Source organism: Vibrio sp. DNB22_10_4, assembly GCF_052879755.1.
On sequence record NZ_JBNNXW010000001.1, the window covers coordinates 559,899 to 582,646 of the forward strand.

Consider the following 22,748-nt stretch of genomic DNA (forward strand, 5'->3'; position numbering starts at 1 on the left):
CTCAGTCAGCCCTTAGATGAAAAGAGATAAAGGAAGATCCTATGAGTAAAGTAGTTAAATTTGCTGCCCTTCAGTTGACCAAAACTTGGGACCTAGATGCAAACCTAGAAAAGATTAAAGGCGCGATTCGTGAAGCAGCAGCGAACGGTGCAAATGTGATTGTGCCTCAGGAGCTCATGGCTGCCCCTTATTTCTGTAAAAAACAAGAAGCGAAGTATTTTGAGCTTGCAGAAGAGACGGACAACTGTCGTCTAATCAATGAACTTAGTGCATTGGCAAAAGAGTTGAATGTCGTTATCCCAGTGAGCTATTTCGAAAAAGCGGGTAACACCTTTTTTAACTCACTTGTGATGATCGATGCCGATGGCTCTGTCCTTGAGAACTACCGCAAGTCACACATTCCAGATGGCCCTGGCTACAGCGAAAAGTACTATTTCAGCCCTGGCGATACCGGTTTTAAAGTGTGGGAAACGCAATTTGGTACCTTCGGTGCTGGCATTTGCTGGGATCAATGGTTCCCAGAGCTTGCGCGTAGTCTAGTTCTGAGTGGCGCAGAAGCGATTTTCTATCCAACAGCGATTGGCTCAGAGCCGCAAGACCTGTCACTGGACTCTAGAGATCACTGGCAACGTACGATGCAAGGCCATTCTGCAGCCAATCTAGTGCCGGTGATTGCTTCTAACCGTGTAGGTGTAGAAGCGGATGACGGCATTGAGACGACGTTCTATGGCTCATCATTCATCACAGATCACACAGGTGGTAAGCTAGCGGAAGCACCTCGTGAAGGTGAAGCGATCATCTATGCGGAAATCGATCTTCAAGAAACAGCCAAAGCTCGTCACGCCTGGGGTCTGTTCCGTGACCGCCGTCCAGAGTTATACCAAGACATTCTTAGCCTAGCAAAGTAGTGAGGTGACCAATGAAACTCACCACAACACCAAAACAAGATGGTTTCTTTTTTCCGGCTGAGTTTGAGCCGGTAAGAGAAGTTTGGTTGGCTTGGCCTGAGCGCCGCGACAACTGGCGAGACAAAGCTAAGCCAGCGCAAAGAACCTTCGCAAAGGTTGCCAATGCAATTGCCGATGTTGTACCCGTGTCCGTGGCAGTGAGCAGTTCTCAGTATGAGACAGCTCGCGCTATGCTTGACCGTTCAGTAAAGCTGGTGGAGATGGCGTTCAATGATTCTTGGATGCGAGATATTGGTCCAACGGTCGTTGTTAACGCTAAGGGTGACAGGCGCGGCGTGAGCTGGAAGTTCAATGCTTGGGGTGGTGAGTTCAATGGCCTTTATGATGACTGGAGTGACGATGATAACGTCGCGGCGGCAGTGTGTGATGTCATGGGACTTGATTACTATCGTGCCCCGTTCGTCCTCGAAGGTGGTGCTATTCACACTGATGGTGAAGGTACTCTGTACACCACTGAAGAATGCTTGCTGAGCCCGGGACGTAATCCATCACTGTCTAAGACGCAGATTGAAGCCAAATTGAGTGAATACCTCGGTATCGAGAAAGTAGTATGGTTACCTAAGGGACTGTTTAACGATGAAACCGATGGACACGTAGACAATCTGATTCACGTGGTTGCACCCGGTAAAGTCGTATTGAGTTGGACAGATGATCCATTCGATCCTCAATACGCTTTGTCTAGGGAAGCGTTATCAGCACTCAAGACGCAAACGGATGCTAGGGGTCGTGTTATCGAAGTCATCAAAGTGCCATTGCCTGGACCGTTATACTACTCTCATGAAGAGGCGTCTGGCGTGGAAACTAGCGATGGTATGAACCGTCAGGCGGGAGAACGATTAAGTGCGTCTTACGCTAACTTTTTGATGGTTAACGGGCATGTCTTTCTGCCGCTGCTAGACAGTGATTTTGACAGCATTGCGATAGAGATTTTGGCCGCAGCACTGCCTGATTATCAAATCGTTGGTATTCAGACGCGCGAAGTGTTGTTAGGTGGCGGTAACATACATTGTATTACTCAGCAGATCCCAGCTTAGGGCTCGGTTTACTGACTCACTCTATTTACAAACAAAATGGCTGCTTAATAGAAGCAAGCCAAAAAAGCAAAAGGATTCACCATGCAGCAAATTGACAACAAAAGCCTATTGGCGTTTATGGTGACAGCAGCCGACAACGCTGTTGAAGTAACCAACCCTGCAACCGAAGAGACAGTGGGCTTTGCGCCACGCTCAAGTGATGCAGAAGTGATGGACGCTATTGAGCGTGCCCATGTAGCACAAAAAGAGTGGGCGAAAGTACCTGCAAAAACGCGCGCCGGTATGCTCAACCGTTGGTTCCAGCTTATTCTAGAAAACAAAGATGATCTTGCTAGAATCATGACAATGGAGCAAGGCAAACCACTTGCCGAAGCTGCAGGTGAAGTGTTGTATGGCGCGAGCTTTATTGAGTGGTTTGCGGAAGAAGCTAAACGTACTTATGGCGATACGATCCCAGGTCCAACGGCCGATAAGCGCGTCGTGACTATCAAGCAACCCATTGGTGTTGCTGTTGCCATTACCCCTTGGAACTTCCCTATCGCTATGATCACGCGTAAAGCCGGTCCTGCTCTTGCTGCAGGTTGTAGCTTTGTAGTGAAACCGTCTGATTCAACGCCGCTGTCTGCGTTCGCCATCGTGGAACTGGCTTATCAAGCAGGTATTCCAAAAGACGCGCTGCAAGTCGTGCTGGGTGAAAGCTCACGTAAAATTGGGGCAATCTTTACTTCGCATCCTCTGATAAGAAAGCTCTCATTCACAGGATCGACTCAAGTGGGCAGTGTATTGATGGCGCAGTCTGCTAAGGACATCAAGCGCACGTCGATGGAGCTAGGTGGTAACGCGCCATTCATTGTTTTTGACGATGCAGATATTGATGCTGCGATTCAAGGCGCAATGGCGTCTAAGTTCCGAAATGCAGGCCAAACGTGTGTTTGTGCAAACCGCTTCTATGTTCATAGCAAAGTGTATGACGAGTTTGTGGCTAAATTTGATGCGGCGGTACAGCAGCTCAAAATTGGTAACGGTCTGGATGAAGGCGTTAGCATTGGCCCTGTGATCAATGAAAGTGCAAAACAGGGTATCCAAGCTCTGATTGATCGTGCCATTGAACAGGGCGCAACACCTGTCACAGCGCTTAAATCCCTTGAAGGCAACTTCATGCAGCCAGTGGTGCTAAAAGACGTGTCACACAGTATGGATATCGTTCAAGAAGAAATCTTTGGCCCGGTAGCTCCTGTAATTCGTTTTGAAACGGATGAAGAGTTGATCGAGATGGCCAACGACACTATCTACGGCCTTGCAAGTTACTTCTACAGCCAAAACATTCATCGCGTATGGAAAGTGGCGGAGGCGTTGGAATACGGCATGGTTGGCATTAACGAAGGCATTATTTCTACTGAGGTTGCGCCATTTGGTGGTGTGAAACAATCAGGTATTGGCCGTGAAGGCGCGAAGCAAGGTATCGACGAGTATATGGACGTCAAATACCTATGTTTTGGTGGAAATTAATTAGCGATAACGAATAAAGGACTGAACAATGAAAAATCAACAACTGCACGAAAGAAGAAGCAAAGTTATCGCTCAAGGTATGGGCGCACTTTACCCATTGTATGTTGAGAAAGCAGAAAATGCCCATGTATGGGATGTCGATGGCAACAAATACATCGATTTTGCTGCAGGTATTGCAGTAACCAATACCGGTCACTCCCACCCACGCATTACAGAAGCGGTGAAAGCGCAGATTGAAAACTTCTCTCATACATGTGCGATGGTCACCCCATACGAATCGTTTGTGGAGCTGGCTGAAAAACTCACAGAGCTTGCTCCGGGTGATACCGAGAAGAAAGCGATCTTCCTTACCACTGGTGCTGAAGCCGTCGAAAACGCGGTGAAAGTGGCACGTGCCCATACAGGTCGTAGCGGCGTAATCGCTTTTAAAGGTGGCTTCCACGGCCGTACCAATATGACTATGGGTCTAACCGGTAAGGTTGCGCCATATAAAGCGGGTTTTGGGCCGTTCCCGAACGAGATCTTCCATGCGCCGTATCCAAACGCGTTTCATGGTATTAGCACTCAAGACAGCCTGCAGGCGCTTGAAGATCTATTTGCTTGTGATATCGAGCCTAGCCGTGTTGCGGCGATCATTTTTGAGCCAGTACAAGGTGAGGGTGGTTTCTATCAAGCACCTCAAGACTTTGCCGAAGCGGTACGTGCACTGTGTGACAAGCACGGTATCTTGTTGATTGCGGATGAGATCCAAACTGGTTTTGCCCGTACAGGCAAAATGTTCGCAACAGAGCACATTGGTATTGAACCTGACATGATGACGATGGCGAAAGGGATTGCGGGCGGTTTCCCAATCTCTGCAGTAGTCGGGAAAGCGCACGTCATGGATTCAGCGCTTCCTGGTGGCCTTGGTGGTACGTACGCGGGCTCTCCACTTGGTTGTATTGCGGGCTTAGAAGTTCTCAAGATCATCGAAGAAGAGCAATTGTGTGCTAAAGCTCAAGGTATCGGTGAAGTGGTTAATGCTCGAATGACAGCGCTGCAAAAGCAAGTTCCAGCCATTGGTGAAATCCGTACTATTGGCGCAATGATGGCGATTGAGTTTACCGACCCTCAAACACAGCAGCCATTGCAAGATGTCACCAAAGCGGTGATTGCTAAGGCTCAAGAAAACGGTCTTATTCTACTGTCGTGTGGCGTGAAAGCGAATGTGATCCGCTTATTGCCACCGCTAACCATAGAGTCAGAAGTTTTAGCAGAAGGCTTAGATAAGCTAGAAGCTATCATTTTAGATGTGGCGAAGTAATCCCCCCAGCTTTCCACAGATTTTTATCGCTCCGATAAAGTCTCCCGTTTAAAAAGCCCCCTCGATTCGAGCCCGAGGGGGCTTTTCTTTTTTCTGATCTTTTTGTCAATTTTTGATCTTGTCGAAAGTATTGATCATTTATTAATTTAAAACTATATAGTTTTAAATTAAGTTCTGTTAACTTATTCCAAGTGGCGGGCACTCCGTTAGCAGATCTGGATCTTGATAGCGCTCTTTTGAAAAAGTCCGCTATCAAGATCCCTTTGATGATTGGTTGGAATTTTCATGACGCAACAACATTTTCTACCTATGAGTAATGTTATCCAAGATTACCCATGGGGCAGTGAGACCTCGATTTCGACGCTATTTGGTATCGAGAACCCTAAGCATAAACCGCAAGCTGAACTGTGGATGGGTGCGCATCCTAACGGTTGTTCTCAGGTCTTCATCGATAATCACTTGGTTCGCCTCGACCAATGGGTGGCTGGTGACCCTGAGTCTATTCTCAGCCCTTCTGTACAGCAGCAATTTGGTGAGTTGCCGTACTTGTTCAAGGTTCTTGCTGCAGAAAATGCACTCTCGATTCAAGTACACCCGAGTAAAGAACAAGCTGAGAAAGGCTATTTGTTGGAGCAGCAAAATGGCTTGGCTTTGAACGCGGGCAGTCGAAACTACAAAGATCCCAATCACAAACCGGAATTGGTTTATGCCTTAACTCGCTATCAAGCGATGAACGGTTTTAGGCCCCATGAAGAGATACTGAAGTACTTTAATACATTGGATATTTTGGAGTTGTCTGAGCTCGTTGCGAAATACAACTCTGAGCCGAACCCTAAGGGACTTGAGCAGTTCTTTGTCGGGTTGCTGAAGCTGGAAGGGGAAATCAAATGCCGAGCCATTGACGCCCTATTAAGTTTTGCTAGCAGTCAGCAAGGTGATGAGACATTTGAGCTCATTACTTGGTTAGCAGAGCGATACCCTGGTGATATCGGCTTATTCGCGCCGCTTATCTTGCATGTTCTCACCCTAGAGCCAGGCCAGGCAATGTACCTAGATGCGTGTACTCCTCATGCCTATTGTAAAGGGACGGGTCTTGAAATTATGGCTAACTCCGACAACGTCCTTCGCGCTGGCCTGACGCCAAAGCATATTGATGTTGCTGAGTTGGCAGCTTGTACAGTGTTTGAGCCAAAACGCCGTGAAGCTTTGCTATCGACTCCCCACCGTGAGAACGGCGCTGAGCACTATTTGGTGCCAGTAAAAGACTTTAAATTTAGCGTGTATGCGAATCAGCACCAGCGTGAGCTCTCGGTGGAAACGCCAGAGATCTTGTTTGCGCTCGATGAGCCAGTGCATTTAACGCATGAAAATGGTGAGGTTGCTGTGTTGGAGCGCGGGCATTCTATGTTCATTCCGGCTTTTACCAAGCACTATTCTGTCAACTGCCAAGGTAAGTTTGCTCGTGCCTATTGTTAGGTTTGAGAACAAAAACTGATGCAATATCGACAAACTGCTAGGGAGATCGCGAGAGATCTCCCTTTTTTTGTCCAATTTGTACGGAATGTAATCAGCATGGATTGCAATTTAGTTACAGATAACTAGTATGTAATTTAAGGAAATGTAAAAACTAAAGCACTAGGTACTGTAAAATGGAATTTAGAGTAGCAGAATATGCTGACTTTCAAAATGTGGCTCAATTACACGCATCGAGCTGGCAACACGCTTATAAGGGAATCATGCGCCAATCGTATCTTGACGATTCGGTTTTAGAAGATAAACAACTGATTTGGCAAACAAGGCTGCTTAATCCACCTTTCAGTCAACATGTGCTTGTTGCAGAAGACAACGGTGAGCTGGTGGGTTTTATTTGTCTTTTTGGCAATCATAACGTCGATTTCGGCACTATCATCGATAACCTGCATGTCACGCCTCCAGCACAGCGTCGCGGTGTCGCTAAACAGCTTATCGTTCGTGCCGTCGAATGGGCGGAAAAGTTCTACCCGGACAATGGTATTTTTCTCGAGGTTCTCGCCGATAATACCAATGCCATTCATTTCTATGAGTCGCTCGGCGGCAATCAAGTCCTAAAACAGCGTACAGAATCCCCTTGCGGTAAGTTTCTTGATGAATACCTCTACACTTGGAAGCGCCCAGCGGACTTGGGTGAAGGATGTGGTGTTCTAGCTTAATCTAATAAAAAGGGCATCTCACAAAGAGGTGCCCTTTACCTATTGAGCTTCGCAGTTAGAAATCTAGCCTAAATACAGATGTCGTTCCGCTCACTTCGTTGCCTACTGCGATGAAGTGTTGACCCTGCCTTGTAAAATACTTAATGGACTCTGGACCAAGATCTCCGGCTTTAGGGTTGTAGGTATCGTTCGCACAATCACCGTCGTCTACTTGAGTGCAAACCGGTTGATTAAAGTCACGATTGTTCACATAGGTGATGAATAGCGCTTGCTCAGGAACGGTGACGTCATAAACCATAATACCGCCTTGTCGCTCTAGCCCAATAAAGGCGTAATGACGGCCATTGATAGAGGAGACTTCAATGGCTTCTGGCTCAACACCTTTGTCATCACTACGATCATCGGCTGATGTGTTGTTGTCGTTAGTGCTGTTGAAGTTGGCTTTGTCGCTCATCAGTACAATATTTGCGAACTCATCACCGCTGTCGTAAACAGCTTCTCCTTGGTCATTCCAAATCGTGAAAGAACGAGCGCCAAAGGCTTGTACCTTTTCGTCAGCCTGCAGTGGACTCTTTGGATTGATGACTTTAAGACGTGCAAGCTGTTTGTTGTCTTTGAGCGCCTCGGCAAGAGGGTGGTCGTCAGCAACCTTGAGCTTTTTACCGCGCACTTCATCCACGTAAGCAATACAGAAGTCCTGATTGGCCGCGTAATCCGTTGCTGATTGGTCTTCGTCGCCATCCCATTTATAGCCTAGTTGGTCACACTGCTCCTGAGTGGTATCAAACCCATATTCACGGCCGTCGCCTTCGTTTGCTGTCACGATGTAGGTTTTACCGTCTGCTTGGTAACTGGTAATGCTGTCGGGCATATAAAGCCCTTCTAGCATAGGGTAGCTTTGTAAGTTGCCAACAATCTTGTCTTTATTTGATGCATCCAGCTGAGCGGTTTTCCAGGATTTGCCACCAAGTCCGTAGATGCTGACTACACGTTTTTGTTCAACGTCGATGGCAGCCAGCGCATTATTTTCTTGAAGTGCGACATACACTTGACCGTTGTCCGCAAAGGTTAAGTATTCTGGTTCCAGATCTTGCGCGACGCTAGCTTCCGGGTGTGAGATTCGAACCTTGTCACTGAGTTCAGCATGTCTGGACTCACCTTGATTGAAGTCTCTAAAGTCGATTTGCGTCACTTCGGCATTGAGTGGGCCTTTGCCTAAATCGACAAGCGTTACTGAGCCTTCAGGATCGATAGAGTAATCCGAGTTTGGTTCACCCTCATTGGCTGAGGCGATGTATCGTCCATCTTTGGAAAAGCTCACCATATCCGGCAGTGCGCCTGCTGGGTAAGTAGTAATCAGCTCTAAAGTATCCGAACGGTACAATGCGATGAGACCCGCTTGCTGCTTATTCGCGTTTTCAATGGCGACTGCGACCAATCCTTGATGCGCAGAAACGCTGTTTGCTGCACCAATGGCAATATCTGACTGTGCTGCAGCTGAGTTAAGATCAATTTGTCCGAACAGAGTCGGTGCACTCGCCTCGTCAAGCAACATGACGTCAACAGTTTTGCCTTGAGCATTGACGACATAAAGCTTGTCGGTGCAGCTATCGTAACTGACGATTTCAGCGGCAGAGCTAGCAAACGGTGCATCAGCCACAGACGTTCCTACAAGAGTAAGACCACTGACCGTCATCTCACTGGGCTGTGGCGCTGTTTGAGCCAGACATTGAATATTAAAATCTTTCACAGCCGAGAATGGCTGACTTGTGGATGTTGGTGTGCTTGAGGCGCAGCCCAGTAAACTGGCAGAAGCTATAGCTAGGGCAGATAGAGCGAGTGTGTGTTTCATGTTTCCTCCTTGAAAGTAGACTCGCCGACTTTAGAGAAGTGGTATGACGCTTTTATGTCGATAATGTAACTATCTGATTAAACGATATAGTTGACAATAAAACAAAGCGAGAGCCAATGCTCTCGCTTATCTCATCTCTGACAGTCGGAACTATCGCCTTAGTGTATTGAAGCTGGGTTGATTGCGAATGATTTTGTCATGAACCTGCGTGTAGGTTTGCAGGTAGATGTCGTCTATCTGCTCAGCACTTGGAAAACTTTGTGAAAACTCGGGATGCTTATTATCAATAGATAGGCTTGCCGCCTCTATGATGTGGGCGATAAACATACGCGGGTCTTCTAGGCCAATGGAAAGCCTCATGGTGGTAGGCTTTATCCCCGCCTCTGATAGCGCTGAATCACTAAGCTCTGAGTGCGTGGTGAGAGCTGGGCACAGCGCGACCGTGTTGGTTTGCCCAAGGCTAACTTGCATACCAACTGCTGGCTCTAGCATGTCAAAGAACTGCTTAAACACTTCTCGATTGATAGGCGCTCGATTTCCATTGCCCTCCATGTCGATGGTAAACAGCGCTGCTGGTAAACCTAGATACATATTCCTCTGACAGTGAAGGTAGTTATCACTATCAGGTAGAGCAGGGCATGAGACATTGATGTCGGGGTGCGCATCGAAGATCTTGGCCAGCGTTAGTGTATTAATCGTTTTTTGCACCACACGCATCTCATAGGTTTTCATGCCGTTGAGTACTTCAAACGCCTTGTCCGCATCGAGGAAGGCGCCTTTAATATAGTAAACGTTCCAAAACAGTGAGTTATTCCACTCAATAGTCACGTCATCGCCATTAGGTTTAGTGAATGGAACACTCTCACCTTTAGGGATGAACATGGTTTCATTTCGACCTATGACCACTCCAGCAGTCGTTGTTCCCGATCCCGCTAGCTCCTTAGTATACGAGTGAATGACGTAGTCGGGACGTTCCATAACATCGTCACGTTTTAGCACAGGGTGTAGCATCGGTGTCCCAACGGTTGAGTCGACAATCACGTCCCATCCGCGAGTGTGTGAGGCATGGCTAATGGCCGCGACGTCCAGCACGTACCCGTGAGGGTTACAAGGCGATTCTAGGTAGACGTAGATGCGTTTGCCGTTTGCTATTCGGTCTGCGTATTTCTCAGTCACTTCATCTAAGCGTTTGGCGAAGTCGTCACCAGAATAACCATCGACCCACTCAACTGCGACATTGAGATTCGACGGCTTAGCAAACCAGTCTTCAAGCAATTGATACGATCCGCCATAGATGTTTCGCGATGCTAGAACAATATCTTCATAGCCCAACAGGTGACTAAGTAGACCATCAATCGCTGCCATCCCGGAGTTGAAGTTCCAAGCAAGATATTGGTTTGCTCTTTCACCCGCTTCTAAGTCGACCATATGATTCGCAAGAGCAATCGATGTTGGGTTGAGCAGTCTTGAATAGATATCGTGCAACGGCTCTTTGCCGTTAAACGCATCTTCAATCCATTCAGTACACGCGAAAAGGTAGGTCGCGGTGCGAGTGATAACTGGGCTTGCAGAGAAGATAGCGGCCACGTTGTCAAAAATAGGGTATGCCCCTTTGGAAGCGAAGTTTCCATTGTTGGTGGCGATTGATTGGTAAGTGGCCCGCATCGGGTTTTGAAGGTTATCGAGGATTTTCGCGATCTGGAACGACAAAAATCGTTTGGCATTAAACCAAGCGATGCGATCGCTTTTGTCGAGATCAGATAGGCCTTCGACGGTGATTGCCCAAAGATCATGGGTCTTGTTGTTCGCTTTATATAAGGTCGTTGCAAGCTCGACCAGCGACATTCCGTATTCACTGTTCGGATCGATTCCAAAGTGCTGGGCTTGTTCTATTGCCAATGCCTCTGCTTGTTCGTGTTTGGTTGTTTTTCTTAGAGGGCTGAGTTGAGTCGAGGTATTCATATTTCCATCCTTTATTTTACCTCTTAAAAGTTTAGTGTTATAAAAATGTTAACGATTGCGATGTGCTAACTATTTACGGGTTATGGCGCAATAATATTGCGTGAACATGATTAAAGTTGAAGGAATCTGCCAATGGATGAGATTGATAAGAAGATATTGAAAGAGCTTCAAAGCAACGCTCGATTAAGTAATCAAGAGCTTGCCGATCGCATCGCTCTTTCACCGTCTCCTTGCCTTCGCAGAGTGCGGGCATTGGAGAAACAAGGCATTATTCGTGGCTACCATGCGAGTGTCGATCAAGAGGCATGTGGTTTGCCAGTTAACGTCTTTGTGCTGGTTAAGCTAGAAAAGCCTACCGAGGATAATATGCGTGACTTTGAGCAGCACATTGAAGTAATGGACGAGGTTCTAGAGTGCTTTTTGATGACAGGTAATCACGACTATTTACTGCATGTGGTGAGTGGTTCACTGAAAACCTATGAGCAGTTTATTCGTCGCCAACTTACTCCGCTTCCCAATATTGCTTCTATTGAATCAAGCTTTGCATTCGGGCAAGTAAAACGAAAGACAAAGCTTCCAATAAACTAGGTGTGGATCGTCGAGTCGTCGAACCGTCGAACCGTCGAACCGTCGAACCGTCGAACCTGAACTTTTACTTAGCTTTACATTCCTGACTATCGCCTAACAATTGCAAATTCCTGATAATGTCCTTGGCTTTTTTAAGGAAAAATAATCATGTCAAAAAAACTATCAAAACCGACAATTGCTCTTCACTGGTTAACGGGACTGACCTTTATCGGGATTTTTGTACTCGGTAAAGTCTTTGAATCGATGGAGCGTAGTCCAGAAAAATTCGAACTCTTGGGGATTCATAAATCACTGGGTGTGATCTTACTTGTGATCGCTACTGCACGCGTGATTTGGCGATTCAAGGAGGGCGCTATCGAAAGCGCTGCGCCTATGCCTAGATTGCAGGAAATCGCCGCCAAATCTATTCATCACTTGCTTCTGCTAGGCACATTGCTGATGCCAACCTCTGGCATCATGATGAGCATTGGTGGCGGACGAGGGATCGATGTGTTTGGCTGGGTTCTTTATAGCAAGGGCGATAAGATCGAATGGCTTGGCTCGCTGGGCAGCAATCTACATGGTATTGGTGCGACGGTACTGATGGTTGCAGTTGCATTGCATGTGTTAGGCGCGATTAAGCATCAAGTTATTGATAAAGATGGCACATTGGCACGTATGTTTGGTCGATAGGCTCCATGTCAGCACGTTACAATTTTGTGGGATAACTTTTCTCGCCAAATAAGAAACGGCTTTGAACTAAGATTCAAAGCCGTTTTTTATGTCGCAGTACCATGTTGGTTATAAGGTACTCAAATACCTCACTTGGTTCTTTTTTCGGAGTGGTTTGTGTTTTTTGTTAGTCCAGAATTATGAAGTATTATATTTTTAATATCAGCTACTTACTGTTAAATTTGTCAGTATCAATGATATGGTGCTAGGATATCTTTTTGTAACACTATTGTTGGTTTAGTTATTAAAAGAGAGAGACATGCAGGATGCGTGTCAGTTGTTCTCATTGAGTGATAATGAAAAAATCAGTAGCCCTTAAAAATATCTCTAATAATCAAAGTCATGCACTGCTCAGTGCTCTTCCTTACAATGCGTTTGTGTTTACTGAGCAAGGCGATTGTATCGAGGCGTTTGTCGGCAATGAAGCCACGGTAACGAGTTTTGATTACAAATCGTTGGTTGGATTAAGTCTAAAGCAGATGTTGTCTCCTGAACTTGCTAAGCGACTTCAAAACCACATCAGCAAAGCCCTCGAATCTGATCTTACCGAGACAATTGTCCACCCTGTTAGTGCTGCTGATTTGGCGCCGGAGTTTCAAACCTTAACCGGGCCAAATGATACGCTCTGGTTTGAGGGAAAAGCGACGCGAATTTCAACTTGGGAAGGGGAGGCGAGTGCGGTGATGTGGCTGAGTAGTGATATCACACTGACTATTAGTCGAGAGCAAAAAATTAAAGCACTAATTGAAATGGATGCGCTCACTGGTGCTCGTAGTCGTCGTTCGCTGCTTAAATATTTGCGTCATGCTTATAGAAACAAAGTGGTTTCGTCATCGCCATATTCGTTATTGTACATCGAAGTACGTGATTACCCAACTTACAAAAAAGACTATGGATTGGTGAGCAGTGAAAACCTGCTCAAGCTGTTGAGTGATTTTTTCCAGCAACACCTTAGTCCGTTAAGCAAACTATATCGCTTTGAAGGCAGCGACTTTGTTGCCATATTGCCAAATACAGGTTACGAAGTAGCCTGCAGTGTGGCGAAAAAGTTGACTGAAAAGCTGATCAACACAGAGATTGAAGTTGGGCACCACGCCCTAACTATTCCTATTGATGTGGGCGTGGCGGAAAGCCATTCACTCTCAGCATCCCGCCCGTTGGACGTCCTCTACCGAGCCAACGAAAATGTCGGCAAATATCATCTTGGTTAGTGGTTAGAGCTTCGCGACTAGCTTTTGTAAAAGCTGGATCATGGTCGCTTGTTCCTTGTCAGTAAGCGCTGCAAGAAGCTGTTGATTCACTTCGAGAGGCAAGTGGATCACCTCTTTCTTAAGCGCACGTCCTTCTTCGGTTAGGTAGATTTTAAATGAACGTCGACTTTCCGGATCTGGTTGACGTTCCACAAGGCCTAGGGTCTCCAACTTGTCGATAGTGCGTGTTGTCGTCGAACTTTCTACTTTAGACATCTGAGCGATCTCTCGTTGATTGATCCCTTCTTTTTCCCATAAACACATCAGCGTTGGCCACAATGCTAATGTTAGTCCTTTTTCCTTGAGGCGCTGATCAAACTCTTTAGATGCGTGATTGGCGACTACGTTGAGCAGCCAGCCGAAACTGGATTCGCGTTCAAATTCATTGTTCATCATATTTCCGTTGTGCAAATCTTTTAATAAAAACCCGGCAATGAAAGCTCAGCTGTCACCGTGATTGGTAACCAATGAGTCATATCATTGATGGGGCAACTATTGCGATGGTAACTAAAATGGCGCCAATTAGCACTAAAAATGCGCGGCGCTGGCTTACGAGCGTTGGAGCAGCGCTCTGGTGTGTCATCCATTGCTTGCCAGTTATCATTGCAAGGAGTAGTGGCTTACCTATGAACTTGTATCCAACGATCGCCGCGACATGTGCAGCGATCAGCCAAGGTAGCAATTGCGCCAATACAAGATGAACTTGCTCTCCAGCATCATAAAAGGTGTCTGGGATTGCGACGCCATATTGCTCTAACCCGTCAAATAGTCCGGCTAGTAACATCCCGCTTAAACACTGCATAATAAGAAGGCCTAGCATAGTCACTACCATAAGGGCACCTAATGGATTGTGCCCCGCAGTGGCAGGCTGTATACCTGTTAGGTAGTCAACTATCTGTTTCGGCTTTTTAACAAATTGTTTGAAGCGGCTGGTTTCACTGCCAACAATGCCCCAGCACATACGCCAAACCAGCAGAGTAAATAACACCATACCAAGCTGAAGATGTGGCCCTGTATCTTGAAGCCCTGTGTCCATTAACGCCACAAACAGTAACGCCTGTGCCCAGTGATAAATGCGAGTCGCGGCATCCCAGACTTTAATGTTTCTCATAATATCTACTCGTTATCGAAAAAGTGAGATTAATTTACACAACAATAGTTGCGTAAGCAACTATTGTTGTGTAAATTAATCTGCATTCAAGTTAACTCCAAAAAAAAGGTGGATGTATGTTGCTAGTGAAAAAGGTTTGCTCTAAAGCTGCAGTATGTGGATTGGTGTTTGTGTCATTGGCTATGGTGCAAAACGCTCAAGCGATGAGCCATGCCGAGTCTATCGCTACACGTCAATCGGCGTTTGAGCGTATTGAGAGTCAGACCGAACGGGTTGCTGATCAAGTGAGCAAGTCACAAGTAGATTGGCAGGCACTTCAAGTGGCCAGTGAACAGCTTCTAGAAGACAGTTTGCTATTGTCTGCGGCCTTCCCTGTGGGTAGCCAGCAAGGGAGTAAGGCGAAAGAGTCGGTTTGGAAGAAACCTGCGAAGTTTCAGCAGTTGCTTACCGACATGCAGCAAGGCTATCAACAGGTCGTGGACGGCGTTCAATCTCAATCTGTGGAGTCGGTAGAAGCTGGACTTGATGCCGCTAACTCTACTTGTCGCAGTTGTCACCGCAGTTACCGCTCGCGTTGGTGATCGATCTTGATGTGTTAGTTGTTTTGAATGGGCGAACAATTTTTAAACAATAAATTTGTAAATCCCGACAGCTGTTACAACTATTAGGAAATAGGCTGGTGTTTTTGAGGGATTAATCAATGAGCAGTGTATTCCACCGCAGTTGTCACGGCCAACTGCCAACAGTGAGTCATGGTGAAGGTGTCTATCTATTCGATACTCATGGTAAAGCGTACCTTGATGGCTGTGGCGGAGCGGCAGTATCGAATTTGGGGCACAATCACCCCCAAGTGAAACAAGCTATCCGCGATCAGCTTGATGCCGTGCCTTATGCGCATACTGGCTTTTTTACCACACAAAGCAGTGAGCTATTAGCAAAGCGTCTTGTTGACTTAGCTCCGGAGCCGTTAAAGCAGGTTTATTTTGTAAGTGGTGGTTCGGAGGCGGTGGAAGCCGCGCTTAAAATGGCTCGTCAGTATTTTGTTGAGAGAGGAAAACCTCAGAAAACAGAGTTCATTGCTCGGCGGCAAAGTTATCATGGCAACACACTAGGCGCGCTGGCGGTGGGGGGAAACGAATGGCGTCGTGAGCCGTTTCGTCCTTTGCTCACTACGAGTCACCATATCGCGCCTTGTTATGCATATCGCGAGCAAATGGCGTATGAGTCCGAAACGGATTACAGCATGCGGGCGGCCAACGAACTGGAACAACAAATCCTGGCACTCGGTGCGGACAATGTGATGGCGTTTGTCGCAGAGCCAGTTGTGGGGGCGACCGCTGGCGCTGTCCCAGCGACAAAGGACTATTTTAAACGGATTAGAGAGATCTGTGACCAGTACGAAGTCCTACTGATCTTGGATGAAGTGATGTGTGGTGTAGGAAGAACGGGGACTTTCTATGCTTTTGAACAAGAAGGTGTTGTACCCGATATGGTGACCATAGCGAAAGGGCTTGGAGCAGGTTATCAATCAATTGGTGCCGTGGTCGTGCAGGATAAGGTCTATCAGACCATCGCCAATGGGTCTGGCTTTTTTCAGCATGGGCACACGTTTATGGGGCATCCCATTGCATGCGCGGCGGCGCTTGCCACAGTGAATACGATTATCGACGATGATCTACTCTCTGCTGTCACCAATCAGGGGATAGGGTTATCTAATAAGCTAGATAGCACACTCGGTGATTTGCCGTTTGTCGGCGATATTCGTGGGCGAGGTTTGTTTATTGGCATTGAGCTTGTGGCGGATAAAGTCACTAAAGCACCACTGCCCACGTCAACACAAGCGCATAAGTGGGTAAAATCCGTTGCTATGAAGCAAGGATTAATGTGCTACCCCATGTCGGGCACTATCGATGGCAAACAAGGACATCATATCTTACTCGCACCGCCGTTCATCATAGCTGACGCTGAGCTCGACGAGTTGGTCGTTAAACTGACTAGTTCACTTGAGCTGGCCGCTGCAAAGTGGGGGGCATAGCATGACTGTCCAACCATTTTCTGAGTCGGCGATTATCGTGGCACCCAACGGGGCTCGTAAAACTCGACGCGATCATCCGAATCTTCCCTTGGATCTGCCAAGTATTATTGATGAAGCTATCGCGTGTCGAGATGCTGGAGCGGCGATGGTGCATTTGCATGCTCGCGACAAACAAGGTCGGCACTCGCTTGAGCTTGACGATAACCTCCCCCTCTACCGAGCGCTAAAGGAGCGGGTGGGTGACACGCTTCTAGTGCAACTGACCACGGAGGCTGTCGGTCAGTATCTTCCGGAGCAGCAGCAGACATTAATTAAAGTAATCAAACCGGAAGCCGCGTCTTTTGCGCTTCGAGAGCTTATTCCTGATGAGCAGCACCTAACATCGGCGAGTCGCTTCTTTCATTGGGTCGCAGAGCAAGGCATCATCTCGCAATATATCCTCTATGACGAACAAGACTTGCAGCACTATTTGCGATGGTTATCGCGCGGATTGTTGCCCAATTACCACCATCATTTGTTATTAGTATTAGGGCGCTATCGCGACGGGCAGTTAGCTCATCCGCAGGATCTCGCACCTATGTTGGGAACACAATTATTTGAACTGGATCACCGTTGGGCGGTGTGTGCCTTTGGTCATTTTGAACATAATTGCTTGACGGCTGCTATGCTTATGGGGGCTGACGTACGAGTAGGGTTTGAAAATAATCATTATGACAATCAAGGTGCTATCGCGGATAGCAATGCTGTTTTAGTGACTCAACTTGTCGATACGGCGACAGCGCTCAACATCAAACCTATGACAACAGAAAGATTAAAAAATCATCTCACTTCGACCGGTTGTTAAGGAGTACACCGGTCAGGATACCTACGACAGGAAAAGGAATAATTATGACCAAAATAAAGACCATGTTAACCGTATCTGCTGTTTGTATGGCAATGGGCGGCGCTACCTTCGCGCACGCCAAAGACCAATTTGTGACAATTGGTACTGGTGGTGTAACAGGCGTCTATTATCCTACTGGAGGGGCGATTTGCCGATTGGTAAATAAAGACCGTAAAGATCATTCGATCCGCTGTTCTGTGGAAAGTACAGGCGGTTCTATCTACAACATTAACACCATTCGCGCGGGTGAGTTGGACTTAGGTATCGCGCAATCAGACTGGCAGTATCATGCGTACAATGGTACCAGCAAATTTGCTGATGCTGGTCCTTACAAAGAGCTCCGTGCAGTGTTCTCTATCCACCCAGAACCGTTTACCGTTGTGGCGCGTGCTGACTCAGGTATTGAGAAGTTTGAAGACCTAAAAGGCAAACGAGTGAACATCGGTAACCCAGGCTCTGGCCAACGCGGTACGATGGAAGTACTTATGGATGGCTATGGCTGGGGTACGGATGTATTTAAATTGACCTCTGAGTTGAAAGCCTCTGAGCAATCTAAAGCGCTTTGTGACAATAAAATTGATGCAATGATCTATACCGTTGGTCACCCTAGTGGCGCTATCAAAGAAGCAACAACTTCTTGTGACAGTAAGCTAGTAACCGTTGACGGCTCTGTGGTTGACAAGCTGGTGGCAGACAACAGTTTCTATCGCGTTGCAACAGTACCAGGCGGTATGTACAAAGGTAATCCTGAAGACACGATGACCTTTGGTGTCGGTGCGACATTTGTTTCATCTACCGCAGTACCAGAAGATGTGGTGTATAACATCGTTAAGTCTGTGTTTGAAAACTTTGATGATTTCAAGCGCCTGCACCCAGCATTCGCTAACTTGAAGAAAGAAGAGATGATCAAAGATGGCCTATCGGCGCCATTACATCCAGGTGCTGAGAAATACTACAAAGAAGTGGGTTTACTTAAATAGTCAAATGGCCTTATAAAAGTTCAAACCCAACGCTTATGCGTTGGGTTTGTTGCTTTGGGGGAAAGCAAAAAAAGAGGCAATACAAAACGGTATTGCCTCGAGTTACACACATAACACAAGTTCTAGGTGCTTAAGGCCAAATCATAATGCGCCTAGTTGCGTTTGGTTTTGTCAGTAAACGGTGAGCGAAATGTCAACGTCATTGGCAGTTGGAACCGCTCTCACAGTTATTTTGTGACATCATTTTAGCTTGGCTGAGGTAATGAACTCGCCAAAACTTTCACACCACACAATAGCCGTATTGTATTGAGTTAAATCGGTTTGTTCTGGAAGTGTCAGCAAAAAACGATCGAAGGTTTTTACATCTCCCACTTGAAGCATGGCTGCTTTGTTGGCGACAAACTCTGCCTCTGTTTCTATGAAGGTAGGAGAGAGGTACAGTTTGTAATCGGGTCCCGGAGCGAGTTCGCCGATAAACATTGCACTCTCACCGGAAAAGCTGATTTTACCTTCGCCCCAATGTAGAAAGTCACTGTCTTCTCGCTCTTTGCTAAATTCTCCCTGATATATAATGGCTGAGGTTTGCGACTCAATTGCCTCAATCGATGGTGAGTCTGGCTGAGTGAGAATAGGTAGAACATAGGTTCCCAACATAAAACCAGCAAACAATGCTGCTAAGTGAGTAAAAAGTAATAAGACACGTTTCACAAAGATTCCCTTCTAATCTAAAAACGGATAATACCTAGAGGTAACTCTAGTACAGCGGTGAACTGATTGATAGCCATCAATGCAGAGGTTACTTAGCGGTCTCTCGTCACTTCTGCGATGGTATTTCCTGTGATAGTTAGCAGGCTATCCTATACTTGTTGCTAGGAGGATTGCTATGAAAATCAGATTGTTAATCAGTGGTATCGTCACAGGATTGGCCAGTTCCTTGATTGGGCACCAGGTCGAAGCTGCGCCATCCATGGGTTTGGTTTTACCTGGTGGTTGGCAAGCTTGGGGTAGTCGCGCAAAAGAGATCCAACAATGGGAATCACAGAATAGCGATATTGTATTTGGCAGCTTGGGTACGCCAGAGCTAAACAAACAGACTACGGCTCTTGGCTACATGTACAGCCAGAAACTGGATTGCTTTGCTGGAGAACAAGAAGCGTGGCTTCATCGACAACTGTGGCAGCAAGGCGTTAACCCAGAGCACCTTTATCTGCATGCTTCTCAAGAGACGCACTTAGCCTATGAAAATCTATCTGAAAAGGCGCAGCAATTTCTCGACGGAAAGCCACTTCATATGATGGTGAAAAAGGGCACGGTGCTCAAGACTGCACGATTGCCGCTAAAGCTGTCTATAAATGAAGAGCTCATTGTCGTCACCTCCCAGCCTTTTATGGCTATCAATGTACCCTCTAGCGATACACTATCGATTAGCCTTGCTAGGCCAGAGCAAAATAGTGCGCCGATAAGTGAGTGGCAGCCTTTGAGTATTGGTGAGCCGACTGTTACAGGTTCTTTGTCACGTATTACCATCGAGCAGCAGATGCTAGCAGTTGCTCCTTGGCTTGGCGAATATCATTTCAATACCGGCCATCGTGCACTCGATTTAGATATGCCCGTGTATATGGTGCGGTTGAGTTGGTCAAAGCCGCAGAGTATAGATGCGTTGTCTGTTGACTATGGTTTGCGTCAGGAAGCGAAACACGTGGAGATACCGGGTTGGGATTGGCGTAATGATACCAATGGCGATGGGTATTTGGATGATAACGAGTATCGTCAAAGAGTAAATCTAGAAGCGCAAGCGCGATACGCTTCACAAGCTCGCCTTATCCCTGTAGGCAATATGTGGCCAGGGACCTGCTGGCAACGCACTAACTTTTCTCATCCATCAGCCAATCAAGCACATATGGATTGGTATAAGTTTGATTGGCAGCGGCAGGGACTGAGCGGCGCTTACAACGATGATATGGCAAAGCTGCTTGGTAGTAATCAATATCAAGTGCTTAAAGGAGGCGCTATCACCGAGTTGCCAGGCAAGGTCGGCACTGATGAGGCTGCCTTGAATTATGCTGGGCAAATGGCGAGCTTCCTCTCACAGCTCAAAGACCATATACCTAACGCGCAATTGGCAGCGAATATCTCTGAGTTAAACTTGTGGCGCTACCCACAATGGACGCCCGAACTCAGAGGTGTTTTCGATGTTTGGCTAAGGGAGCACTACCTGTATGCGGCAATGGGAACGGATGCACTTCGCGAGCGTTGGGAGCACTTTGCTCTCTCTGCTATGGGAGACGAGAGTCTTGTCATGACCACAACCCGTTTTGGCCGCAGCGAGCTAGATACCCAAAATGAGCTGGCATGGCAGCAAGACATTGCCACGGGACTGGCACTCTATTACTTATTCCATATACCCAAACAAACTCACTATCACAGTTGGAATCAAACCTTTTACTACAGCAGCAATCCAACCGATAACAATAACTGGTACCAAAGCGGCGAGGTTAAAAACCAGGTTTATCGACCGACCGATATGCTCAGTCACGATCTAGGTGAGCCAATTACTGAAACGGTCTCCTCATTGGGTTGGTTGACGCAAGATAGCTCTGAGGCGAAGTTGGTTGAACAGCTTCTTAATACTATCGATTCTGGGTGGTTTTGGCTTGAAAGCGATGAAAGCTGGCTCTGGCCTGAAAAGTACCAAGCCATTGGCCGCCAATTTGAACGTGGTTTAGTGGTCTACTTCGCAGGTGAGCCTCGAGCTGACAGTGATATGTGGCGCGATGAGGCTAAGTGGAACAAAGAGAGTAAAACCATTCTGTTGCCCGCTCAATATCAACGTGTGAATTGGGATGGAAGTTTAATGCCAAAGAGCAACCAGCTTGTACTTCGTCCTTATGAGGGCGCGGTGTTGATAAAGACGGGTGAGTAGAACAGCAAGTTGAACAGTTGAAAGCCTTGGTAGAAATGATACAAGCCCACCTTGTGATGCTGAAGGTGGGCTTTATTTAGGTTTCAACTTCCGGTTAGAAGTGGCTAATGACGTTAAGCTATCTGCGTCATCTCATTGACTGTAAATTTCTCCACTGCGCCTTCTGTCGCTTCTAGATAGTCGGATAAATGCTTATTACCCATGTGTGCTCCACATATAAAAATATGTCTAGAAACTGAGTTTCGCCAGACTTTTCGCAACGATGTCTAGCGCGCCGAATTTAGTTGTTTGACCTGTCTACAGGTATCGAGTTTAAGCTCCCGCATCTAATAGGTATTGCATTTATAGGGGGCTTTTCGTGGTTCAATTTCTGACAAATATCCCTGTTGGGCATTCAAGGTTTATGCGTTTTGTGAGCCGTTTCCCGCCTGTAGGCAAAGGTGTGGCGCTTGCGCTGATCTCTACGGCATTGTTTACTGTTGTTATTGTTTCCAGTGCATTAGTTCCATTGGTTTGGTCATATAGTCAAAGAATGAGTAAGGAGCATCTGACGTGCTAACGATTAAACAGTTCTGCGAACAGTTAAAAGTATCTCGCACGACGGTTCTGTATTACGAAAGAAAAGGGCTGATTGCGCCCGCCGGTCGAACGCCAAACGGTTATCGACTGTATGGCCAACAAGAGTTAGACAGATTTAAGGCCATACTCGTTTATCGGTCGTATGGTATTTCGGTAAGCGAGATTGAAGTACTGCTTCAGCAAACTCAGGGAGAGCACAGAGACGAGATGTTACGCCAACAATTTGCCGCTCTCGATGTGGAGATACAGAAACTGCGTCAGCAGCAGCGCTCTATTATGACACTACTCAAAGAGCCTGAGCTTTTAAACCAAGGTCAGCTAACGAAACAGCGTTGGATAGAGATCCTCAGAGAGTCTGGTATGAACGATCAGGACATGTCGAATTGGCATAAGCGTTTCGAGCAGATGGAGCCAATGGGGCATCTCAAGTTTCTACAGTCATTAAATATTGGTGAAGAGGAAATTGAACGGATACGGAAACAGTCTCAGGAGCCATAAGCTCAACAGGTTTCGTTCTTTATCGTGAACAGGTTCCACAGGAAGGGTAGTATGAGGCTAATACTACCCTTTTCAGTTTTTGACTAGCTTTGATTCTCTAATGTTTGTTTTCGCGTTGCAAGATAGCGAATATGAATCAAATCAGCAGGTGTTATGTCAGCGAGATGGCAGATCATCGAGGGTGTCATGCCGTACGAGACAAGATTCTCCCAGCTTTGATAAGCGCGTTCTATATATTCCAACTCCTGCCGATTAGCGGCGGCGACTCCCTGTCTAACATTTCGCATCTGTGTACCGATCCAGATTGGCGACGCGTGAGCATTGTCTTGATGAAAGTGCTCATAAGGGTTCAGTGTCGTCATCATTTTCTCTT

Annotated in this window: 21 protein-coding genes; 15 read left to right on the plus strand and 6 right to left on the minus strand. The window is 46.8% G+C overall.

What is annotated here, in order from left to right:
* Window positions 1–41: 41 nt before the first annotated feature.
* The 6 genes from aguB to ACVA6Q_RS02275 all read left to right on the plus strand — a co-directional run bounded on the left by aguB (window position 42) and on the right by ACVA6Q_RS02275 (window position 7,003).
* A complete protein-coding gene (aguB, locus tag ACVA6Q_RS02250; RefSeq protein ID WP_353499797.1) occupies window positions 42–908 on the plus strand; it encodes an N-carbamoylputrescine amidase in 867 nt (288 codons plus the stop codon).
* An 11-nt stretch (window positions 909–919) separates the two neighbouring features.
* Window positions 920–2,002, plus strand: coding sequence for an agmatine deiminase (gene aguA / locus ACVA6Q_RS02255; protein WP_446646357.1), 1,083 nt, complete (start codon window positions 920–922; stop codon window positions 2,000–2,002).
* Between the two features lie 81 nt (window positions 2,003–2,083).
* The gene (locus tag ACVA6Q_RS02260) at window positions 2,084–3,511 is read left to right on the plus strand and encodes an NAD-dependent succinate-semialdehyde dehydrogenase (RefSeq protein ID WP_446646358.1); all 1,428 of its coding nucleotides are present in this window, start codon (window positions 2,084–2,086) and stop codon (window positions 3,509–3,511) included.
* Between the two features lie 28 nt (window positions 3,512–3,539).
* Entirely contained in the window at window positions 3,540–4,814 is a 1,275-nt protein-coding gene (gene gabT / locus ACVA6Q_RS02265) for a 4-aminobutyrate--2-oxoglutarate transaminase (RefSeq protein ID WP_446646359.1), read from the plus strand.
* A 285-nt stretch (window positions 4,815–5,099) separates the two neighbouring features.
* Entirely contained in the window at window positions 5,100–6,290 is a 1,191-nt protein-coding gene (gene manA, locus ACVA6Q_RS02270; protein WP_446646360.1) for a mannose-6-phosphate isomerase, class I, read from the plus strand.
* Between the two features lie 173 nt (window positions 6,291–6,463).
* A complete protein-coding gene (locus ACVA6Q_RS02275) occupies window positions 6,464–7,003 on the plus strand; it encodes an N-acetyltransferase family protein (RefSeq protein ID WP_446646361.1) in 540 nt (179 codons plus the stop codon).
* Window positions 7,004–7,058: 55 nt separating this feature from the next.
* On the opposite strand, the gene ACVA6Q_RS02280 is transcribed toward ACVA6Q_RS02275, so the two are convergent.
* The gene (locus ACVA6Q_RS02280; protein ID WP_446646362.1) at window positions 7,059–8,855 is read right to left on the minus strand and encodes a choice-of-anchor I family protein; all 1,797 of its coding nucleotides are present in this window, start codon (window positions 8,853–8,855) and stop codon (window positions 7,059–7,061) included.
* Between the two features lie 150 nt (window positions 8,856–9,005).
* Entirely contained in the window at window positions 9,006–10,817 is a 1,812-nt protein-coding gene (locus ACVA6Q_RS02285) for a PLP-dependent transferase (protein ID WP_446646363.1), read from the minus strand.
* Window positions 10,818–10,949: 132 nt separating this feature from the next.
* Between ACVA6Q_RS02285 and ACVA6Q_RS02290 the strand changes: the two genes are divergently transcribed.
* The 3 genes from ACVA6Q_RS02290 to ACVA6Q_RS02300 all read left to right on the plus strand — a co-directional run bounded on the left by ACVA6Q_RS02290 (window position 10,950) and on the right by ACVA6Q_RS02300 (window position 13,327).
* Window positions 10,950–11,405: an Lrp/AsnC family transcriptional regulator gene (locus ACVA6Q_RS02290; protein ID WP_446646364.1), complete on the plus strand. Its 456-nt coding sequence runs from the start codon at window positions 10,950–10,952 to the stop codon at window positions 11,403–11,405.
* A gap of 147 nt (window positions 11,406–11,552) precedes the next feature.
* Window positions 11,553–12,077, plus strand: coding sequence for a cytochrome b (locus ACVA6Q_RS02295; protein WP_446646365.1), 525 nt, complete (start codon window positions 11,553–11,555; stop codon window positions 12,075–12,077).
* A 335-nt stretch (window positions 12,078–12,412) separates the two neighbouring features.
* On the plus strand, window positions 12,413–13,327 hold the full coding sequence (locus ACVA6Q_RS02300; protein WP_446646366.1) for a diguanylate cyclase domain-containing protein: 915 nt from the start codon (window positions 12,413–12,415) through the stop codon (window positions 13,325–13,327).
* A 3-nt stretch (window positions 13,328–13,330) separates the two neighbouring features.
* On the opposite strand, the gene ACVA6Q_RS02305 is transcribed toward ACVA6Q_RS02300, so the two are convergent.
* Window positions 13,331–13,759 (minus strand): MarR family winged helix-turn-helix transcriptional regulator, encoded by a 429-nt coding sequence (locus tag ACVA6Q_RS02305; RefSeq protein WP_446646367.1) that lies wholly within the window; start codon window positions 13,757–13,759, stop codon window positions 13,331–13,333.
* A 79-nt stretch (window positions 13,760–13,838) separates the two neighbouring features.
* On the minus strand, window positions 13,839–14,468 hold the full coding sequence (locus tag ACVA6Q_RS02310; protein WP_446647162.1) for a cytochrome b/b6 domain-containing protein: 630 nt from the start codon (window positions 14,466–14,468) through the stop codon (window positions 13,839–13,841).
* A 125-nt stretch (window positions 14,469–14,593) separates the two neighbouring features.
* Here ACVA6Q_RS02310 and ACVA6Q_RS02315 point away from each other — a divergent pair, with 125 nt between their 5' ends.
* The 4 genes from ACVA6Q_RS02315 to ACVA6Q_RS02330 all read left to right on the plus strand — a co-directional run bounded on the left by ACVA6Q_RS02315 (window position 14,594) and on the right by ACVA6Q_RS02330 (window position 18,375).
* Window positions 14,594–15,058, plus strand: coding sequence for a c-type cytochrome (locus ACVA6Q_RS02315; protein ID WP_353499781.1), 465 nt, complete (start codon window positions 14,594–14,596; stop codon window positions 15,056–15,058).
* Window positions 15,059–15,177: 119 nt separating this feature from the next.
* On the plus strand, window positions 15,178–16,512 hold the full coding sequence (locus ACVA6Q_RS02320; protein WP_446646368.1) for an aspartate aminotransferase family protein: 1,335 nt from the start codon (window positions 15,178–15,180) through the stop codon (window positions 16,510–16,512).
* 1 nt (window position 16,513) lies between these two features.
* Window positions 16,514–17,356, plus strand: a complete 843-nt coding sequence (locus tag ACVA6Q_RS02325; protein WP_446646369.1) for a 3-keto-5-aminohexanoate cleavage protein — start codon at window positions 16,514–16,516, stop codon at window positions 17,354–17,356.
* Between the two features lie 62 nt (window positions 17,357–17,418).
* Complete coding sequence (locus ACVA6Q_RS02330; RefSeq protein ID WP_446647163.1) at window positions 17,419–18,375, plus strand: TAXI family TRAP transporter solute-binding subunit; 957 nt, start codon at window positions 17,419–17,421, stop codon at window positions 18,373–18,375.
* A 240-nt stretch (window positions 18,376–18,615) separates the two neighbouring features.
* On the opposite strand, the gene ACVA6Q_RS02335 is transcribed toward ACVA6Q_RS02330, so the two are convergent.
* A complete protein-coding gene (locus ACVA6Q_RS02335; RefSeq protein ID WP_446646370.1) occupies window positions 18,616–19,083 on the minus strand; it encodes a DM13 domain-containing protein in 468 nt (155 codons plus the stop codon).
* Between the two features lie 175 nt (window positions 19,084–19,258).
* On the opposite strand from ACVA6Q_RS02335, the gene ACVA6Q_RS02340 reads away from it, so the two are divergent.
* Entirely contained in the window at window positions 19,259–21,298 is a 2,040-nt protein-coding gene (locus ACVA6Q_RS02340) for a hypothetical protein (protein WP_446646371.1), read from the plus strand.
* A 552-nt stretch (window positions 21,299–21,850) separates the two neighbouring features.
* A complete protein-coding gene (locus ACVA6Q_RS02345) occupies window positions 21,851–22,375 on the plus strand; it encodes a MerR family transcriptional regulator (RefSeq protein ID WP_446646372.1) in 525 nt (174 codons plus the stop codon).
* A gap of 83 nt (window positions 22,376–22,458) precedes the next feature.
* Here the strand turns inward: ACVA6Q_RS02345 and ACVA6Q_RS02350 are convergent, their stop codons facing one another.
* Window positions 22,459–22,740, minus strand: coding sequence for a hypothetical protein (locus ACVA6Q_RS02350; RefSeq protein ID WP_446646373.1), 282 nt, complete (start codon window positions 22,738–22,740; stop codon window positions 22,459–22,461).
* Window positions 22,741–22,748: the final 8 nt, after the last annotated feature.

Excerpts from the sequence above, each read along its gene's own strand:
- aguB (WP_353499797.1), top strand. The coding sequence starts at position 42 with ATGAGTAAAGTAGTTAAATTTGCTGCCCTTCAGTTGACCAAAACTTGG.
- aguA (WP_446646357.1), top strand. The coding sequence starts at position 920 with ATGAAACTCACCACAACACCAAAACAAGATGGTTTCTTTTTTCCGGCT.
- ACVA6Q_RS02260 (WP_446646358.1), top strand. The coding sequence starts at position 2,084 with ATGCAGCAAATTGACAACAAAAGCCTATTGGCGTTTATGGTGACAGCA.
- gabT (WP_446646359.1), top strand. The coding sequence starts at position 3,540 with ATGAAAAATCAACAACTGCACGAAAGAAGAAGCAAAGTTATCGCTCAA.
- manA (WP_446646360.1), top strand. The coding sequence starts at position 5,100 with ATGACGCAACAACATTTTCTACCTATGAGTAATGTTATCCAAGATTAC.
- ACVA6Q_RS02275 (WP_446646361.1), top strand. The coding sequence starts at position 6,464 with ATGGAATTTAGAGTAGCAGAATATGCTGACTTTCAAAATGTGGCTCAA.
- ACVA6Q_RS02280 (WP_446646362.1), bottom strand. The coding sequence starts at position 8,855 with ATGAAACACACACTCGCTCTATCTGCCCTAGCTATAGCTTCTGCCAGT.
- ACVA6Q_RS02285 (WP_446646363.1), bottom strand. The coding sequence starts at position 10,817 with ATGAATACCTCGACTCAACTCAGCCCTCTAAGAAAAACAACCAAACAC.
- ACVA6Q_RS02290 (WP_446646364.1), top strand. The coding sequence starts at position 10,950 with ATGGATGAGATTGATAAGAAGATATTGAAAGAGCTTCAAAGCAACGCT.
- ACVA6Q_RS02295 (WP_446646365.1), top strand. The coding sequence starts at position 11,553 with ATGTCAAAAAAACTATCAAAACCGACAATTGCTCTTCACTGGTTAACG.
- ACVA6Q_RS02300 (WP_446646366.1), top strand. The coding sequence starts at position 12,413 with ATGAAAAAATCAGTAGCCCTTAAAAATATCTCTAATAATCAAAGTCAT.
- ACVA6Q_RS02305 (WP_446646367.1), bottom strand. The coding sequence starts at position 13,759 with ATGAACAATGAATTTGAACGCGAATCCAGTTTCGGCTGGCTGCTCAAC.
- ACVA6Q_RS02315 (WP_353499781.1), top strand. The coding sequence starts at position 14,594 with ATGTTGCTAGTGAAAAAGGTTTGCTCTAAAGCTGCAGTATGTGGATTG.
- ACVA6Q_RS02320 (WP_446646368.1), top strand. The coding sequence starts at position 15,178 with ATGAGCAGTGTATTCCACCGCAGTTGTCACGGCCAACTGCCAACAGTG.
- ACVA6Q_RS02325 (WP_446646369.1), top strand. The coding sequence starts at position 16,514 with ATGACTGTCCAACCATTTTCTGAGTCGGCGATTATCGTGGCACCCAAC.
- ACVA6Q_RS02330 (WP_446647163.1), top strand. The coding sequence starts at position 17,419 with ATGTTAACCGTATCTGCTGTTTGTATGGCAATGGGCGGCGCTACCTTC.
- ACVA6Q_RS02340 (WP_446646371.1), top strand. The coding sequence starts at position 19,259 with ATGAAAATCAGATTGTTAATCAGTGGTATCGTCACAGGATTGGCCAGT.
- ACVA6Q_RS02350 (WP_446646373.1), bottom strand. The coding sequence starts at position 22,740 with ATGATGACGACACTGAACCCTTATGAGCACTTTCATCAAGACAATGCT.